Annotated in this window: 18 protein-coding genes; 15 read left to right on the top strand and 3 right to left on the bottom strand. The window is 63.2% G+C overall.

Annotated features, from left to right (window positions below):
- Positions 1-40 precede the first annotated feature (40 nt).
- The 9 genes from YUU_RS0132965 to YUU_RS0132925 all read left to right on the top strand — a co-directional run bounded on the left by YUU_RS0132965 (position 41) and on the right by YUU_RS0132925 (position 9,082).
- On the top strand, positions 41-811 hold the full coding sequence (locus tag YUU_RS0132965) for an SDR family oxidoreductase (RefSeq protein WP_027526177.1): 771 nt from the start codon (positions 41-43) through the stop codon (positions 809-811).
- A 137-nt stretch (positions 812-948) separates the two neighbouring features.
- Entirely contained in the window at positions 949-1,245 is a 297-nt protein-coding gene (locus tag YUU_RS0132960) for a hypothetical protein (RefSeq protein WP_027526176.1), read from the top strand.
- 109 nt (positions 1,246-1,354) lie between these two features.
- Positions 1,355-2,560, top strand: a complete 1,206-nt coding sequence (locus YUU_RS0132955; protein ID WP_027526175.1) for an NAD(P)/FAD-dependent oxidoreductase — start codon at positions 1,355-1,357, stop codon at positions 2,558-2,560.
- Positions 2,561-2,638: 78 nt separating this feature from the next.
- Complete coding sequence (locus YUU_RS0132950) at positions 2,639-3,439, top strand: acetoacetate decarboxylase (RefSeq protein WP_027526174.1); 801 nt, start codon at positions 2,639-2,641, stop codon at positions 3,437-3,439.
- A gap of 32 nt (positions 3,440-3,471) precedes the next feature.
- Positions 3,472-4,647, top strand: a complete 1,176-nt coding sequence (locus YUU_RS0132945; RefSeq protein WP_027526173.1) for a patatin-like phospholipase family protein — start codon at positions 3,472-3,474, stop codon at positions 4,645-4,647.
- A 33-nt stretch (positions 4,648-4,680) separates the two neighbouring features.
- Positions 4,681-5,829 (top strand): HlyD family secretion protein, encoded by a 1,149-nt coding sequence (locus YUU_RS0132940; RefSeq protein WP_027526172.1) that lies wholly within the window; start codon positions 4,681-4,683, stop codon positions 5,827-5,829.
- Between the two features lie 35 nt (positions 5,830-5,864).
- Entirely contained in the window at positions 5,865-7,475 is a 1,611-nt protein-coding gene (locus YUU_RS0132935) for an MDR family MFS transporter (RefSeq protein ID WP_027526171.1), read from the top strand.
- Positions 7,476-7,533: 58 nt separating this feature from the next.
- Entirely contained in the window at positions 7,534-8,316 is a 783-nt protein-coding gene (locus YUU_RS0132930; protein WP_027526170.1) for a 3-hydroxybutyrate dehydrogenase, read from the top strand.
- Positions 8,317-8,371: 55 nt separating this feature from the next.
- Entirely contained in the window at positions 8,372-9,082 is a 711-nt protein-coding gene (locus YUU_RS0132925) for an SDR family NAD(P)-dependent oxidoreductase (protein WP_027526169.1), read from the top strand.
- A 159-nt stretch (positions 9,083-9,241) separates the two neighbouring features.
- Here the strand turns inward: YUU_RS0132925 and YUU_RS0132920 are convergent, their stop codons facing one another.
- Complete coding sequence (locus YUU_RS0132920; protein ID WP_027526168.1) at positions 9,242-9,913, bottom strand: 4-carboxy-4-hydroxy-2-oxoadipate aldolase/oxaloacetate decarboxylase; 672 nt, start codon at positions 9,911-9,913, stop codon at positions 9,242-9,244.
- A 98-nt stretch (positions 9,914-10,011) separates the two neighbouring features.
- Positions 10,012-11,082 (bottom strand): nitrogen assimilation transcriptional regulator NAC, encoded by a 1,071-nt coding sequence (gene nac / locus YUU_RS52535; RefSeq protein ID WP_084801656.1) that lies wholly within the window; start codon positions 11,080-11,082, stop codon positions 10,012-10,014.
- Between the two features lie 49 nt (positions 11,083-11,131).
- Here nac and YUU_RS0132910 point away from each other — a divergent pair, with 49 nt between their 5' ends.
- From YUU_RS0132910 to YUU_RS55330, 6 genes are read left to right on the top strand one after another with little or no spacing between them, the layout of a single operon-like run.
- On the top strand, positions 11,132-11,890 hold the full coding sequence (locus tag YUU_RS0132910; protein WP_027526167.1) for an SDR family oxidoreductase: 759 nt from the start codon (positions 11,132-11,134) through the stop codon (positions 11,888-11,890).
- 45 nt (positions 11,891-11,935) lie between these two features.
- Entirely contained in the window at positions 11,936-12,397 is a 462-nt protein-coding gene (accB, locus tag YUU_RS0132905; protein ID WP_027526166.1) for an acetyl-CoA carboxylase biotin carboxyl carrier protein, read from the top strand.
- A complete protein-coding gene (gene accC / locus YUU_RS0132900) occupies positions 12,397-13,752 on the top strand; it encodes an acetyl-CoA carboxylase biotin carboxylase subunit (RefSeq protein ID WP_027526165.1) in 1,356 nt (451 codons plus the stop codon). Before accB ends, accC begins: the two co-directional genes overlap by 1 nt.
- A complete protein-coding gene (gene pxpB, locus YUU_RS0132895) occupies positions 13,749-14,411 on the top strand; it encodes a 5-oxoprolinase subunit PxpB (RefSeq protein WP_027526164.1) in 663 nt (220 codons plus the stop codon). Before accC ends, pxpB begins: the two co-directional genes overlap by 4 nt.
- Positions 14,408-15,391: a biotin-dependent carboxyltransferase family protein gene (locus YUU_RS0132890; protein ID WP_027526163.1), complete on the top strand. Its 984-nt coding sequence runs from the start codon at positions 14,408-14,410 to the stop codon at positions 15,389-15,391. The genes pxpB and YUU_RS0132890 overlap by 4 nt, the downstream gene beginning before the upstream one ends.
- A 2-nt stretch (positions 15,392-15,393) precedes the next feature.
- A complete protein-coding gene (locus tag YUU_RS55330) occupies positions 15,394-15,807 on the top strand; it encodes a biotin/lipoyl-containing protein (RefSeq protein ID WP_051390009.1) in 414 nt (137 codons plus the stop codon).
- Between the two features lie 41 nt (positions 15,808-15,848).
- On the opposite strand, the gene YUU_RS0132880 is transcribed toward YUU_RS55330, so the two are convergent.
- A complete protein-coding gene (locus YUU_RS0132880; protein WP_027526162.1) occupies positions 15,849-16,616 on the bottom strand; it encodes a LamB/YcsF family protein in 768 nt (255 codons plus the stop codon).
- Between the last annotated feature and the right edge of the window lie 13 nt (positions 16,617-16,629).

Below are 16,629 nucleotides of genomic sequence, written 5' to 3'. Positions count from 1 at the left end.
GGAAAACGCCATTGGTGTTCAGATAAATCGAGGGAAAGTGATGAAGATCGTCGTTATTGGTGGCACCGGCCTTATCGGAACCAAGCTTGCGGGCAAGCTCCGCGAGAAGGGCCACGAGGTGGTTCCAGCGGCACCCAGCACGGGCGTCAACACGATCACGGGCGAGGGTCTCGAAAAGGCCCTGTCGGCTGCGGAAATCGTCATCGACGTCGCGAACTCGCCCTCTTTCGAGGACGAGCCCGCTCTGAGCTTCTTCGAAAGTTCGGGCCGCAATCTGCTCGCTGCCGAGCGCGCCGCAGGCGTCCGGCACGATATCGCGCTGTCGATTGTTGGCACGGATCGGCTTCCGGAATGCGGTTACTTCCGTGCCAAGCTGGCGCAGGAGAACCTGATTAATGCGTGCAAGATCCCCTATACGGTCCTGCGCGCGACTCAGTTCTTCGAGTTTGTTGGCGGAATCGTCGAGTCCTCGTCCGATGGACAGATCGTCAGACTGTCGCCTGCCCTGTTTCAGCCGGTCGCCTCGGACGATGTCGCCGCCGCGCTCGCCGACATCACGCTCGGCGCTCCAGTCAACGGTTTGGTTGAGTTGGCAGGCCCGGAGCGGTTTAGCCTCGACGAATTCGGTCGGAAATATCTGATCGCGATGAAGGATCCGCGCAAAGTCGTCGCCGACATCCATGCCCGCTATTTCGGCGCGGAGCTCGATGATCAGTCTCTCATGCCTGGCAGTGGTCCCCGGCTCGGCTCAGTGCGTTTCGAGGACTGGCTGGCGAGGCTCCCGCAAGCGACCCGGCGTTCGGGCAATTGACCGGAGAAATACCGAGCGACTGGCGACGCTGCGGTAGCAGCAATCGCTCTGCAGGTGCCGCAATCGCTCTGGCGCAGTTGCAGCTCACTCCCGCTAAATCATCAGGGTCCCGAGACCCCAAGAGACGGAGACGAACGATGACCTCGAAGACCTTCGTCAGCCTCTTTGCAATCGCACCGCGACGCCGGCTGGTCGCAAGCGCAATCGTCTACGGACTGTCGTTGGCAGTTCGCTTCACCTCTGCAACGGGCGAGGAGGTGGAAATTCCACCGCAGTCCCTGCAGAGGACGACCCCGGCGATGTCCATCATCGCCAACGATAACGCGCCGCTTCCCTACGCCAACTGGGGTGGCCCGAACGCCACCGAGCCGATCTTCTTTCGCCGCCCCTGGCCGCTGCGGGCGTCATCGATGCCGAGCTGCCCCTCCCCTTAAGACCTAACGACTCCATTTCACGTCTTCGCGCGTCGACCACACGAAACCGCAACAGCAGCGGCGGCGGCAACGCGCGTATGCCCGAAGATCAACCACAGGAGAAGATCACATGCGAATAGTCATCATCGGCGCCGGCTTCGCCGGCATGTACGCCGCACTTTCCGCCGCCCGCCTGCGGGACATTCAGGGCGCTTCGCCGGAAGAACTCGAGATCGCGCTGGTTGCACCGGAGCCGACGCTGGTGATTCGGCCGCGGCTCTACGAAGCGAAGCCGGAAACCCTGACGGCGCCTCTGCTGGATGTTCTCAAGTCCATCGACGTTGTCTACGTGCAAGGCAGCGCCGAAACGGTCGATACCAAGTCCCGCATGCTGCAGGTCGCGACTGCCAAGGGCACGCGAAAGACGCTCTCCTATGACCGCCTGGTCGTGGCCACCGGCAGCCGGCTGTTCCGTCCGAATATTCCGGGCCTCGCCGAGCATGGCTTCAGTGTCGACTCGCTCGATGATGCCGTTGCGCTCGACCGGCATCTGCACAGCCTGGCGGATCGGCCGGCAAGAAACGGGCGCGACACCGTCGTCGTTGCCGGCGGCGGCTTCACCGGCATCGAAGCGGCGACCGAGATGCCTGCGCGGCTTCGCGCGATTCTCGGCAAGGATGCCAAGCCGCGCGTGATCATCGTCGAACGCAACGGTGCGATCGCTCCCGATATGGGCGCTGGCCCTCGTCCCATCATCGAGGATGCCCTGCGCAAGGTCGGCGTAGAGACCCGGGTCGGCGCTGGCGTTACCTCGCTCGATGAAACCGCTGTCACGCTTTCAAATGGCGAACGCATCGAAGCGGAAACCGTAGTCTGGGCGGCAGGCATTCGCGCCGCGCCATTGACCCAGCAGATCCCCGCCGAGCGCGACAATTTCGGCCGGCTGCTGGTTGATCAGGATCTGCGTGTGACATCGGTGCCTGGCGTCTTTGCCACCGGCGATGCCGCAAAGGCAGCGTGCGACGATGCCGGCAACTTTGCGCTGATGTCCTGCCAGCACGCCACCAGGATGGGCGCCTTCGCGGGCAACAACGCCGCCGCAGAGCTCCTGGGCGTCCCGACCAAGCCGTATCACCAGAAGGCCTACGTCACGTGCCTCGACCTCGGCGAAGCCGGCGCGCTCTTCACGCGAGGCTGGGAACGGAAAGTCGAGATCGTCGGCGAGGTTGCAAAGAAGACCAAGCACGAGATCAACACGGTGTGGATCTACCCGCCGCGCGCCGAGCGTGCCGCCGCGCTGGCGTCGGCCGATCCGGATCACGTCACCGAGGTCTGAGGGCCTCACGCGACACGGCCGCGCTTCCCACGCAGAAGCGCGGCTCCCTCGCTATCGACCAAACTGGAGCTCACCACGATGAAACACGAGACCGTCCGCACGAGCGCGTTCGCCATGCCGTTGACGAACCCGGCCTTTCCACCCGGCCCCTATCGCTTCATCAATCGCGAGTACTTCATCATCCAGTACCGGACGGATCCCGAGGCGCTGCGCCGGATTGTACCGGCGCCACTCGAGCTGACCGAACCTGTGGTGAACTACGAGTTCATCCGCATGCCGGATTCAACTGGGTTTGGCGACTACACCGAAAGCGGCCAGGTCATCCCGGTATCCTATCAAGGTCAGGCCGGCAGCTTTACCCATCAGATGTTCCTCAACGATCATCCGCCCATCGCCGGCGGGCGTGAGCTGTGGGGCTTTCCCAAGAAGCTGGCGCAACCGAAGCTCGCGGTCGAGATCGATACCCTGGTCGGCACCCTGAACTACGGCTCGGTGCGCATCGCGACCGGCACCATGGGTTACAAGCACCGCGCCCTCGACATCGAAGCCGAGGCCAGGAAACTCGCCGCTCCCAATTTCCTGCTCAAGATCATCCCGCATGTCGACGGCTCGGCGCGCATCTGCGAGCTGGTCCGCTACCACCTCGAAGCGATCACCGTGAAAGGTGCTTGGACCGGGCCGGCAGCGCTGGACCTGTATTCGCACGCCCTGGCCCCCGTAGCCGAACTGCCCGTCCTCCAAGTGCTTTCGGCCAAGCACCTCATCGCCGACCTGACGCTCGGGCTTGGCACTGTCGTCCACGACTACCTGGCGCCGGGCGCTACCGCACAACGACGCGAGTCCAGGTCCGAGATCCTTATCGAAGCAAACGCAGGCTGATCGGATCAGCCGCAAGATCGGGAGTTTACGAGATGCTGAAGGTGATGCGCGAGCAAGTGAGTTCCGTGCCGCAGCCGTCCACGTCGCTGCCATATGACGTCGTCGCCCTGGTGCTGCAGGGCGGCGGAGCTCTGGGAGCCTATCAGGCCGGAGTGTATGAGGGCCTGCACGAAGCCGGTATCAGGCCGAACTGGTTGGCCGGCATTTCGATCGGCGCGCTCAATGCGGCGATCATTGCCGGATCGCCGGAAGACCAACGGGTCGAGCGGCTACGCGAGTTCTGGGAGACTATCTGTGCGTGTCCGGTGGGATGGCCCGCCGGCGAAGGGCTAGCCAATGCCCTGCCATTCGCGTTCGATATGCGCTCGCTGCACAACGCGCTTGCCGCGATGAGGGCCTTATTCCAGGGGCAGCCCGGCTTCTTCAAGCCTCGATTCCCCGCGCCGTTCTGGTCGCCTTTTTCGGGTGATGCAGCGACCAGCTTCTACGACACAGCACCGTTGCAGCGGACGCTGGAGAAGCTCGTCGATTTCGATCGGCTGAACGCGGGCGAGGTACGCGTCAGCGTCGGCGCGGTCAACGTTCGCACCGGTAACCTGACCTACTTCGACACGACCGAACGTAAGCTGGGACCGAAGCATTTCATGGCTTCCGGCGCTTTGCCACCGGGGTTCCCTGCCGTCGAGATCGAAGGCGAACACTATTGGGATGGCGGCGTCGTCTGGAACACTCCTCTCTCACGCGTGCTGTCCAGCGAGCCGCGCGACACACTGACATTCCAGGTCGATCTCTGGTCTGCCAGGGGTCGTGTTCCCCACGACATGATGGAGGTGTCGAGCCGGCAGAAGGACATCCAATATTCGAGCCGTACGCGCGCCATCACGGACCAGGCGCTACGCATGCAGAAGATGCGTCAGGCGTTACAGCGGACGATCCAGGAGTTGCCGGAACGCGCGAAGCAGGATCCGGAAATCCGCGCCATCGCGGACATGGCCCGCCATCGCTCCTACAACATCGTCCACCTCATCTACCAGTCCAAAATCTACGAGGGCCAGTCAAAGGACTACGAGTTCGGGCTGAACGCAATGCGCGCGCATTGGCAAAGCGGTCTGGACGACATCCGCCGCACGCTGGCCGACCCACGCCGCCTGGACCCGCCCGCTCCCGAGCTCGGCATCATCACGCATGACGTCCACCGCCCCGATTGAGATCTAGCGTCCCCCCCGACTTCGGAGAGAACCATGTCGATCCTTTCGTATGCTTCCGAGCAGAAAACGAAAACCAGCATTCGCCCGTCGCGTCAGGCGATCCGGCGCGCGGCGCTGGCGTTCGCCGCCGCCCTCGGCGTGGCCGGGGCCGCCGCTTTCAGCCACTACTACATCACCACCGGCCGCTATCTGGAAACGACCGACGACGCCTACGTCAAGGCCGACTCCACAGTCATTGCGCCGAAGGTTTCCGGCTACATCGCCGAAGTGCTGGTCGCCGACAACGAACCGGTGAAGGCCGGCCAGGTGCTGGCCCGGATCGACGATCGCGATTTCAAGACCGCGCTGAACCAGGCCAAGGCCGACATTGCGGCCTCGGAAGCCGCGGTCAAGAACCTCGACGCGCAGATCGAATTGCAGCAGCCTCTCATTCAACAGCAGGCGGCCGAAGTCGACGCGACCGAAGCTGGTCTGAAATTCGCGCAGCAGGAGCGCGCCCGCTACGACGAGCTCATGAGGTCGGGCTCGGGAACGATACAACGCGCCCAGCAGACCGACGCAGCATTGCGCTCGCAGACCGCACAGCTTCAGCAGGGTAAGGCGGGATTGCTCGCAGCCAACAAGAAAGTCGAGGTGCTATCGACCCAGCGCACGCAAGCTGTCGCGCAACTCGATCGCGCACGCGCGGTCGAGCACCAGGCTGCCCTGAACCTCTCCTACACCCAGATCACGGCTCCGGTCGACGGCACGATCGGTGCGCGGACACTCCGCGTCGGCCAATATGTGCAGGCAGGCACGCAGCTGATGGCGGTAGTTCCGCTCGACCAAGTCTATGTGGTCGCCAATTTCAAGGAGACCCAACTCACCCATGTGCGCAATGGCCAACCGGTCGAGCTGCGGGTCGACAGCTTCCATTCGACCAGGCTGAAAGGCCATGTCGATAGCCTGTCGCCGGCGAGTGGCCTGGAATTCGCGCTGCTCCCGCCGGACAACGCGACCGGCAACTTCACGAAGATCGTGCAGCGCGTGCCGGTGAAGATCGTGCTCGATGACCGGAGCCTGAGCGGTCTGCTGCGCCCCGGCATGTCTGCGGAGCCGACTGTCGACACCAAGTCCACTGTCGTCGCCGAACGCGAGGCCGAAAAGCGGCTCGCATCGCGCGGCGGCAAGCCCCGCAGCTGACCCCCCTATCCAGCCTCGCGAGCGAGGAAACCGTCATGACCACATTGCAAACCACGATCGACGCCACTCCCGCCAGCGAGGATCGGCCACCTGCGGCCCACGCCGTCTCAGCAAAAACCTGGCTCGCAGTGATCGGCGCCACGATGGGTGCGTTCATGGCGGTACTCAACATCCAGATCGTCAACGCCTCGCTTGCCGACATTCAGGGTGGGATCGGTGCGGGCATCGACGACGGCGGGTGGATCTCGACCTCCTACCTGATCGCCGAAATCGTCGTGATTCCGCTCAGCGGCTGGCTTGCCCAGGTCTTCTCGGTCCGAGTCTATCTCCTCACCAACGCCGTTCTGTTCCTCGTCTTCTCGGCAGCCTGCGCGCTCGCGCAAGACCTGCCGCAGATGATCGCGCTGCGCGCGGTGCAAGGGTTTACCGGCGGCGTGCTGATCCCCATGGCATTCACGCTCATCATCACGCTCCTGCCGAAAGCGAAGCAGCCGATCGGGCTGGCGATGTTCGCGATCTCCGCGACCTTCGCACCCGCGATCGGTCCGACCATCGGCGGCTATCTCACCGAGAATTTCGGCTGGGAATACATCTTCTACGTCAACGTCGTGCCCGGCGCGATCATGATCGGTATGCTCTTCTTCTCTCTGGAAGCGAGGCCGATGAACCTCTCGCTGCTGCGAGACGGCGACTGGGCCGGGATCATCACCATGGCGATCGGGCTCGCCGCGCTTCAGACCGTCCTGGAAGAAGGCAACAAGGACGATTGGTTCGGCTCGCCCTTCATCGTTCGGCTGGCCGTGATCGCCGCGGTTGCGTTGACGCTGTTCCTCGCAATCGAGCTGACTGCCCAGAAACCGTTGCTCAACCTGCGCATCCTGTTCCGCCGCAATTTCGGCTTTGGCGTGCTGGCGAATTTCCTGCTCGGCGTATCGCTGTATGGCTCCGTCTATGTCCTGCCGGTCTATCTGTCCCGCATCCAGGGCTACAACTCCGAGCAGATCGGCATGGTGCTGGCATGGACTGGCCTGCCGCAGCTCGTGCTGATCCCGCTGGTACCTCGCCTGATGAAGCGGTTCGATCCGCGCCTCGTCATCGGCATCGGCTTTGTGCTGTTTGGCGGCTCCAATTTCATGAACATCTACATGACGAACGACTATGCGGCCGATCAGCTTTTCTGGCCGAACGTCATCCGCGCGCTTGGCCAGGCCCTGGTCTTCGCGCCGCTATCGAGCGTTGCGACTGCAGGAATGGAAGCGGAGAACGCAGGATCGGCATCAGCTTTGTTCAATATGATGCGCAACCTCGGCGGCGCGATCGGAATCGCTGCCCTGCAGACGCTCCTGACCAAGCGCGAGCAGTACCACTCCAACGTCCTGATGCAATCGGTCTCGATGTTCGAGCAAGCAACCCGCACCCGGCTCGATCAGCTCACACAGTATTTCATCAGCCACGGCGTGATCGACCGGGTCGATGCCGCCCATCGCGCCTATGTCGCAATCGGCAAGGTCATCCAGAAGCAGGCGTTCATCCTCGGCTTCAGCGACACCTTCTATCTGCTCGGCATCTCACAGATCGTCGCCCTGATCGCGGCGCTCATACTCACCAAGCCCGACCGCATCGACGCCGGCGGCGGCGCCCACTGAAACCAAGGCGGCGACCGCCGCCTGATTCTCTTGTCTCAAACATCGAAAGGAATTCCCCATGTTGAAGGGAAAAGTATCCATCGTCACCGGATCGACCAGCGGCATCGGCCTGGGCATCGCGAAGGAATTGGCAAGGCTCGGCGCCGACCTCGTGTTGAACGGCCTCGGGGATGCCGACGAGATCGAGAAGATCCGCATCGGCATCGAACGTGAGCACAGCGTGCGCGTCGTCTACGACGGCGCCGATATGTCAAAGGGAGAAGCCGTGCGCGGATTGGTTGCCGCGACGGTCGAGAGGTTCGGACGCCTCGACATCTTGGTGAACAATGCCGGCATCCAGTTCACCGCGCCGGTGGAGGAATTTCCTGCCGCTAAGTGGCACGCAATTCTCGACATCAATCTGTCCGCTGCGTTTCACGGAATCGCCGCGGCGGTACCTCAGATGAAAAAGCAGCATTGGGGACGGATCGTCAATATTGCTTCGACGCACGGTCTTGTCGCCTCAACACACAAAGCCGCCTACGTTGCAGCCAAGCACGGACTGGTCGGCCTGACCAAGGTGGTCGGCCTGGAGACAGCCGGCAGCGGCGTCACCTGCAACGCAGTCTGTCCGGGTTGGGTACGAACACCCCTTGTCGAAAAGCAGATCAGCAATATCGCTACGCAAAGGGGCATAAATCAGAAGGAGGCGGCCAGGGACCTTTTGGCCGAGAAACAGCCGTCCCTGGATTTCGTTTCTCCCTCACAGCTTGGCGGCACCGTGACCTTCCTCTGTTCGCCTGCGGCGGACCAGATCACGGGCACGACCATTTCCGTGGATGGCGGCTGGACCGCACAGTAGCGAAGCGACCAGCGCGGCGACGCGCCGCTTCAACCGAAAAACATGGAGGTCCATCATGGGTACAGAGCAGAAAGTCGCTATCATCACCGGAGCGTCGCAGGGTATCGGCGAAGCCTTGGTCAGGGCATATCGCGATCGCAATTTTCGTGTGGTCGCGAATTCTCGCTCGATCAGACAGCCGTCTGATCCGGATATCCTGGCAGTTGCCGGGGACATCGCCGATCCGAACACGGCGGAACGCATCGTGTCGCAGGCGATCCACCGCTTCGGCCGCCTCGACACCCTCGTCAACAACGCCGGCGTCTTCGTCGCAAAGCCATTCACCGATTATACCGACGAAGACTACGCCCACTTGCTGGGGATCAATCTCGACGGGTTCTTCCATGTCACTCGGCGCGCAGCCAAGGAAATGCTGAAGCGAGGATCCGGGCATATCGTGCAGATCACGAGCAGCCTCGACGAACATGCGGTCAGCAGCGTCCCATCGGTGCTGGCCGCCCTCACAAAGGGCGGCTTGAATGCGGCAACGAAGTCGCTCGCCATCGAATATGCGAGCAAGGGTATCCGCGTCAACGCCGTGGCACCTGGCGCGGTCAAGACGCCGATGCATGCACCCGAAACGTACGACTTCCTTGCCAAGCTGCATCCGGTCGGACGGATGGGAGAGGTGCGCGATGTTGTCGATGCGGTGCTGTACCTCGAAGGTGCCGCCTTCACCACCGGCGAGATCCTGCACGTCGACGGCGGACAGAGCGCCGGACATTAGAAACGCGCGCGTGGGGACGCGTGGCAGCATCCCAATGGCACGACGGCTTTCCTGATAATCCTCGCCATGCCCCTCGGGCTTGACACGCGGAATTCAGCGCGTGCGGTCCCCTCAGGCCGTGCTATTCCCGTAAGCGATGATCGCCTAGCCGTCCGCTTTTCAGGCGAACGTGCAATTCTTGGACTCAAGCACCTTGCCGATGCCGGACAGTTCGAGAATGTCGCCGCCGGCCTTGAGCGCCTTCATCACGCCGGCTTCCTTCTCCTCGCGCGCGGCCGACTTGGTGCACACATCGGCGATGTTGTCCTTCGGCACGATGACGACACCATCATCGTCGGCGCTCACGATATCGCCGGGGCGAACCGCAACGCCGCCAATGACGATCGGCTGGTTGATGTAGCCGAGCGTCTCCTTCACGGTCCCCTTCATGCAGAGGCCATACGAGAACACGTTGAAGCCGGTATTCCGGATCGCCGGACCGTCGCGCACGCCGGCATCTGTCACCAGGCCGGCAAGCCCCTTGGCCACGCAGGCTGTCGCCAGCACCTCGCCGAAACCGCCCTGCTCGGGATGGTCGCCTGCACTCACGATGAGCACATCGCCCGGCTTAGCGAGCGAGATCGCGGTAATGAGCATCATGTTGTCGCCGGGGTGGCAGCTGACCGTGAATGCCGGCCCGCAAGCGCGCATACCCGGATAAATCGGCTTGATCCGGGACGTCAGCGCCCCGGTCCGCCCCTGAGCCTCATGCAGGGTCGACGGCGGGAATTGCTTGATGCGTTCCACAAGCTCAGCCGCGGGCCGATCGAATGTCCTGATAACGTGAACCATGGTCCCTCCAACGGCCGCAATCTCTGCACCTCACCTCCAATAGTCGACCCTCTCCCGCCGGAGAATTTCAGATTTTGGGATTGCCGCATCGTATTTCGTTATGGCTCGTCTTCCGAACCGCCCAGAGGTTTGGTGGAGGAGCCTGAGGTGACGGCATTCGGATCAGCCAGGCAATCGAACTGTCCCCATTCCTTCGCGATGATCTCCAGCAATATCTTGTAGACCGCGAACGCTGCGTCGGACAGGGCAACGTTATCGGAAATGCATAGCGACATTTGCTGCGACGCCGACGGCGCATCGATCCGCCGAATGCAGAGCTCATCCAGGTTCGGTAATGCCTTTGCGATGGACATCGGCAGCACGGCAGCACCCATTCCGGCTGCAATCGCCGAAGACAGGGTCGATTGCGAATGGATCTCGGCGACGATGCGCGGGCGGAGCCCCACCTCGGCGCAGACCCGCTCGACCGTCTGTCGCAGGAAGGATTCCCGATATGGAAGAAGCAGGTCGAATTGCGCGACCTCCTCCGCCGAAACCTCCTCCGAAGGCATCTGCCCTGCATACATGCTGCGAGGCGCGACAAGATAAAAGTACTCGCGCATCAGCGGCTTGTAGTCGAGACCAGTCACCGGACGATCGCCGTACAGGACAGCCATATCCATGCTGCCCTTCAGCATCATTTCGCTGAGCATGATCCCTGAACTGTCGTAAATGTGCAGCACGACGCCGGGATAGCGTTCACGTACCTGCAACAGCAGCGGAGTCGCGAGCAACGCCGCCGAGCTGAGCGGCGCCAAGCCGATCGTAACGTTGCCGGTCAGCCCCGATCGGTTCTCCAAAATAGTACGCCGCGCCTCGTCGATCTGCCGCTGGATCGATTTGGCGTAGCGGTAGAGGATCTGTCCGGCTTCGGTCGGGCGGACCCCGCGGGCGCTGCGGTCCAATAGCTTTCGCTTGAAGTCCTGCTCGAGGCTCGCGATCTGCTGGCTCAGCGCGGGCTGGGCGATGTTGAGCAGCTTCGCCGCGCGCGAGACGCTACCGAGATCGACGACTTTGACGAAGGCTTCGAGGCGACGCGTATCCAATACGGGGTTCCCGAGAAGGCGGTTGTCATGGCCGCAGCAGCAATACGCTGGGGCTATGGGACCAGAAGGAAATATTCTTACCATCTGGAACCGGCCGGGCCTATAGGTAACGATACACGGAGGAGCCGTACGAATGGCATTTTCGGACTATCGAAGGGCGTTGGTCACCGGCGCATCCTCGGGCATCGGGGCTGCCACGGTTCGCCGCCTGAGCGCCGAGGGGCTCGAGGTCTACGCCGTGGCGCGCGATGCGGACCGGCTGGCGACCCTGTCGGCCGAGACCGGCTGCCGCTCATGCGCCGTGGACGTGAACAACCTCGATGCGCTGGCGGCGCTGGCGCAATCGGCAGAATTCGACGTTCTCATCAACAACGCCGGCCAGTCCCGGCGCGGCAACATCCTGGACACGACACCCGATGACGTCGATGCGCTCATCGACGTCAATTTGCGCGCGGTTCTGCATCTCACGCGCCTGATCGTGCCAGGAATGGCGAAGCGCGACCGTGGCCACGTGGTCAACATCTCCTCCATCGCTGGCCATTATGCCTTCGGAGGGGGCAACACGGTCTACCACGCGACGAAGGCGGGCATTCATTCGCTCTCGCAGCAGTTGCGCGTCGACCTCTACGGCACCAGGGTTCGCGTGACCGAGGTGTCGCCAGCACGCGTGGAGACGGAAGTCTTCGGGCGGCTCCTGGGCGACCTCGCCGAGGCCAAGCGCCGTTTCTTCGACGATTATGAAGCCCTCCAGCCAGAGGACATCGCCAATTCGATCGCCTTCGCAATCGGCTCCCCTGCGCGCATGAACGTCGCGTTCATGGAGGTGCTGCCAACGCAGCAGGTCGTCGGTGGCCTCAACTTCGCGCAGAGAAGCCGGCAGACGGCGACCTGAGGACGAAGGGCTAAGGATCGCGACTCGACGCAGAGGACGATCACCGTGGATCTCGCTAAAATCGAACAACTGATCAATCTGGTCTCGCGATCCCGCATCGCGGAGCTGGAGCTGACGCAAGACGGGACGCGCATTCGCATCCTGAAAAACCCCGCGCGCGGAGCGGTCCCCGCCCTGCCTGCTGCTGAGCCCGGATCGGAGGAAATTTACGTCGCCAGGCGCGAGGCTGCCCGCCCACCGGTCCCTGCTAGCACCGACGAGATCATCGTATCGGCTCCCATGCACGGCGTATTCTACCGAGCTGCGGCGCCGGATGCGCCGCCGCTGGTCGAGGTCGGTGCCAGAATCGAGGCCGGACAGAAAATTTGCATCATCGAGGCGATGAAGACCTTTATCGACGTCGCCGCCGAGACATCTGGCGTCGTCCTCGCTGTCCTTGCAGAGAACGGTGACGAGATCGAAGCAGGACAGCCGCTGTTCCGGATCGCTCCTGCGGGGCCTTCCTGATGTTCGACAAGGTCCTGATCGCCAACCGAGGTGAGATCGCGTTTCGCATCCAGCGCGCCTGCCGGGCGATGGGCCTCAAGACGGTCGTCGTTCACTCGGAAGCGGATCGCGACGCGCGCTATGTCGCCCTCGCGGATCAGGCGCTCTGCATTGGGCCGGCCTCGGCGAGCAAGACCTATCTCAATCCCGCCGCGATATTGCTTGCGGCGGAGGTCAGCGGCGCCCAGGCCATTCATCCCGGCTACGGATTTCTGTCGGAAAGTGCCGAATTCGCCGAACGCGTCGCGCAGGCCGGCCTCGCCTTCATCGGCCCCCCGGCGGACTGCATCCGGACCATGGGCGACAAGGTCGCCGCCAAACGGGCGATGCGGCTGGCTGGCGTCCCTTGCGTGCCTGGACCGGACAGCGCCTTGCCCGATGATCCGGCGGAGGTGCGCGCCATCGCGCGCAAGATTGGATATCCCGTCATCATCAAGGCGGCCGGCGGCGGCGGCGGGCGCGGCATGCGGATCGTGCGCGATGAGCGCGACCTGGATGACGCACTCGCGCTGACACGTGCGGAGGCAAGCCAGGCCTTCAAGAACCCGGCCGTCTACATCGAAAAGTTCCTCGAGAAGCCCCGCCATATCGAGATTCAGGTCCTTTGCGATGAGCACGACAACCATCTCTGGCTCGGCGATCGCGACTGCTCGCTCCAGCGCAGGAACCAGAAGGTCGTCGAGGAGGCGCCCGCTCCTGGCATCGACCGCGCGCTCGTCGAGCAGGTCGGCCTGAGCTGCGTCGAAGCCTGCCGGCGCATCGGCTACCGGGGCGCGGGCACGTTCGAATTCCTCTACGAGGACGGCCAGTTCTTCTTCATCGAGATGAACACTCGCGTCCAGGTCGAGCACCCCGTCACCGAGATGACCACCGGGATCGACATCGTCAAGGAGCAGATCCGCATCGCGCGGGGTGAGCCGTTGCTGATCGCGCAGGCCGACATCAGGCGCGTCGGCCATGCGATCGAGTTTCGTATCAATGCCGAGGATCCCGCCACGTTCGCCCCCTCGCCGGGCACGGTCACGCGCTGGGATGTTCCCGGCGGCATAGGCATCCGCGTCGATACTCACATGGCCTCCGGCGCTCCTGTTCCTCGTCACTACGACTCGCTGATCGGCAAACTCATCGCCCATGGCAGCACACGCGATGAAGCCCTGGCGCGCGCGCGCGTCGCGCTGTCCGAGTTGCGCGCCGATGGCATCCGAACCAATGTGCCGCTGCATCAGGCCATTCTCGCTGATCCCGCGTTCCGTCGCGGTGGCTGCGACATCCACCATCTCGAACATTGGATGGCTGCGCGGGTGGCTGCGCAATGACGGCGAGCGACCGGCCGCGGATCAGCCTGCTCGGGACGACAGCAATCTTGTTCGAGGCGCCCGGCCCGTTCGACCTGCCGCACCAGCGGCGCATCTGGACCCTCGCAACGACGGCCTCGAAATGGCCGGGAATCCGCGAGGCAATTCCCCTCATCACGAACCTGATGTTGACCTTCGAGACGCCGCCGCGCGATCCGAGTACCTTGATGGCCGCGCTCAACGATGCCTGGAATGAAGCGCAGGAGCTCACGATCGGCGGCCGCGAGATCAGGCTGCCTGTGACCTATGGCGGTGAAATCGGCGCTTCGCTCCAGGCTGTTGCCAATCATTGCGGCATGTCCATCGACGACGTGGTGTCTATCCACGCTGCGCCCCTTTACACCGTCTTCGCGCTGGGCAGCCACCCCGGCTATTGCTACCTCGGCGGCATGGATCCGCGGATATCGATGCCCAGGCGTCAGACTCCGCTCCAGCGCTCCGCGGGCGGCTCGGTCTCCATCGGAGGATCGCAGACGGGCGTTTCGGCCTCACCGGGCCCGAGCGGCTGGCACGCCATCGGGCACACGAGCTGGATATTCTTCGATCCGTGCTGGACGACGCCGGCTGCGCTTGCGCCGGGCGACACCATCCGGTTCGAGATTGAACGGGTGATTCGTTGATCGAGATCCTCTCCGCGCTCGGGCCGACCAGCGTCCAGGATTTGGGGCGCTTCGAGCAGTATCGGTTCGGGGTTGGCACGTCGGGCGCGATGGACGACGTCGCCTTGCGCGCCGGCAACATTCTCCTGGGCAACGACGAGAACGCGGCCGGCATCGAAATCCCGGTAACCCCGTTCAAGCTTCGCTTTGGCCGCGATAGGGCCTTCGCGCTGACGGGCGCCGAGGTCGAGGCCGACGTCGGAGGCCGCGCAATCCCGCCGTGGTGGCGATCGCGAGCCCACACCGGGGAGATTCTCACCATCAAGGCGATGTCCCGTGGTGCACGAAGCTATCTCACCCTGAGCGGCGGCATCGACGTCCCCGTCGTTTTGGGATCGCGCAGTACGCAGTTTCGCGGCGAATTTGGCGGCTTTGAGGGGCGACCGTTACAAACGGGTGATGTCCTGCCTTGCGCCGCGCCCAACCCGTCCGCGGAGACCAGCGATCTCGGGGTCGGGCCGGCCGATCTCGTTCTCGCCCGACCGAACATGCCGGCCGGCGATACCACCGTCAGGGTCATCATCGCTGGCGAATACGACGCGTTCGATAGTACCGCGCAAAAATTGTTCTGGCGCAGCGGCTGGAAGATCACGCCACAGAGCAACCGCTACGGCTATCGGCTGCAAGGCCCCGCGGTAAATCCAGTCTCGCCGATCGAAAAGCGGTCTCACGGCATCGTCGCGGGTGTCATCCAGATCCCGCCGAACGGGCAGCCCATCATACAGATGCGCGACGCGCAGACCTCCGGTGGCTATCCGAAAATCGCGACCGTGATCAAGGCCGACATGTGGCGCGTTGCACAGGCGCGGCTCGGCAGCACACTGCGCTTCGAGCAGACGGCCTATGCGGACGCGCTAGCAGCAGAGGACGAAGTCTCGGTCTATCTCGATCGGCTCAGGGCCGATGTTCGCCTTTTCGCGGAGCTTCAAGGATGCCGATAGACATGACCCATATCGAACGCCTGGCGAAGTTGCTGGAGACGTCCGGCGTCACATCGATCGAGATCGACGACGAGGGACAGTCCCTGAAGCTCGTCATGGAAACGAGCGCGATCGGCATGACATCGTCGGTGCGCGCCGACGCAATCAGCTCTTCCGAAGAGACGCTCGTGATTGCCAAGGCGGATGTTGCCGGACATTTTCTCGCCACGCACCCGTGGCGGGCGAAGCCGTTCGCCGAACCCGGCCAGCAGATCGAAGCCGGCGCGATCGTCGGCCTCGTCAAGATCGGGCTGCTCTATGCACCCGTGCTTTCGCCGGCCGCCGGCATCCTCGATGCGATCACCGCGGAGGCAGGCGCGATGGTCGGCTACGGAACGCCGATCGCCAGCATTCGTCCGACCGCTGAGACCGCCTGACCTGAGCGACGGTACGCGGCGACCTACCCGCAACTATCGCATTACCCGACCAATACTGTCGCTGGCGCAACTTCGCCGCCGCCCTGCTCTACCACGCGCCTCACGGTGGCCGCCAGGTTCACGGAGCCGGGCGTATCGCTGTGAATGAGAATCGAGCGCGCGTCGACCTTGATCGACTTGCCTTCGATCGTCTTCACCGTCCCACTGTCCAGGAAGCGGGTAACCCGCTCCGCAACGGCTTCCGGCGAGGTAATGACCGAATTGGGGAGCTTGCGGGACACGAGGTGCGCATTCTCATCATAGGCGCGATCGGCGAGAAACAGCGTCAGCACCCGTAAGCCGACCTTGCGCGCGGCACGCACGATCTCGGCGTCAGGCTGTGAGAATACAATGAAGTCGCGATTGATGGCCGCGATCGCACGCGCAACGACGTCGGCCATGTCGGGATCCGCGTTCACCATGTTGCCCATCGCAGCATGGAAGCTGACATGGGTCACGCGATGGCCGGCATTGGTCGCAATCGCCTGGAGCGCACCGATCTGGTAAACCATGTGCTTCTCGAGCTCGGCAGCGTCCATCTGGATCACTCGGCGACCGAACCCGAGAAGATCCGGCAGCCCTGGATGGGCGCCGACCTCAACCCCTTTCGCCTTGGCCATCCGCACCATGCGATCCATGATGATGGGATCGCCGGCATGGAAGCCGCAAGCTACATTGGCCGAGGAGACGATACCCATCAGCGCCTCATCGTCGCAGATGCGATAATTGCCAAAACCTTCGCCCATGTCCGAATTGATGCCGATTTTCATGTTTGCACCATCC

The sequence above is a fragment of the Bradyrhizobium sp. Ec3.3 genome, from assembly GCF_000472925.1.
Classification (GTDB): domain Bacteria; phylum Pseudomonadota; class Alphaproteobacteria; order Rhizobiales; family Xanthobacteraceae; genus Bradyrhizobium.
Note: the sequence above shows the minus strand (reverse complement) of the source record. Positions and strands in the feature narration are given on the sequence as shown.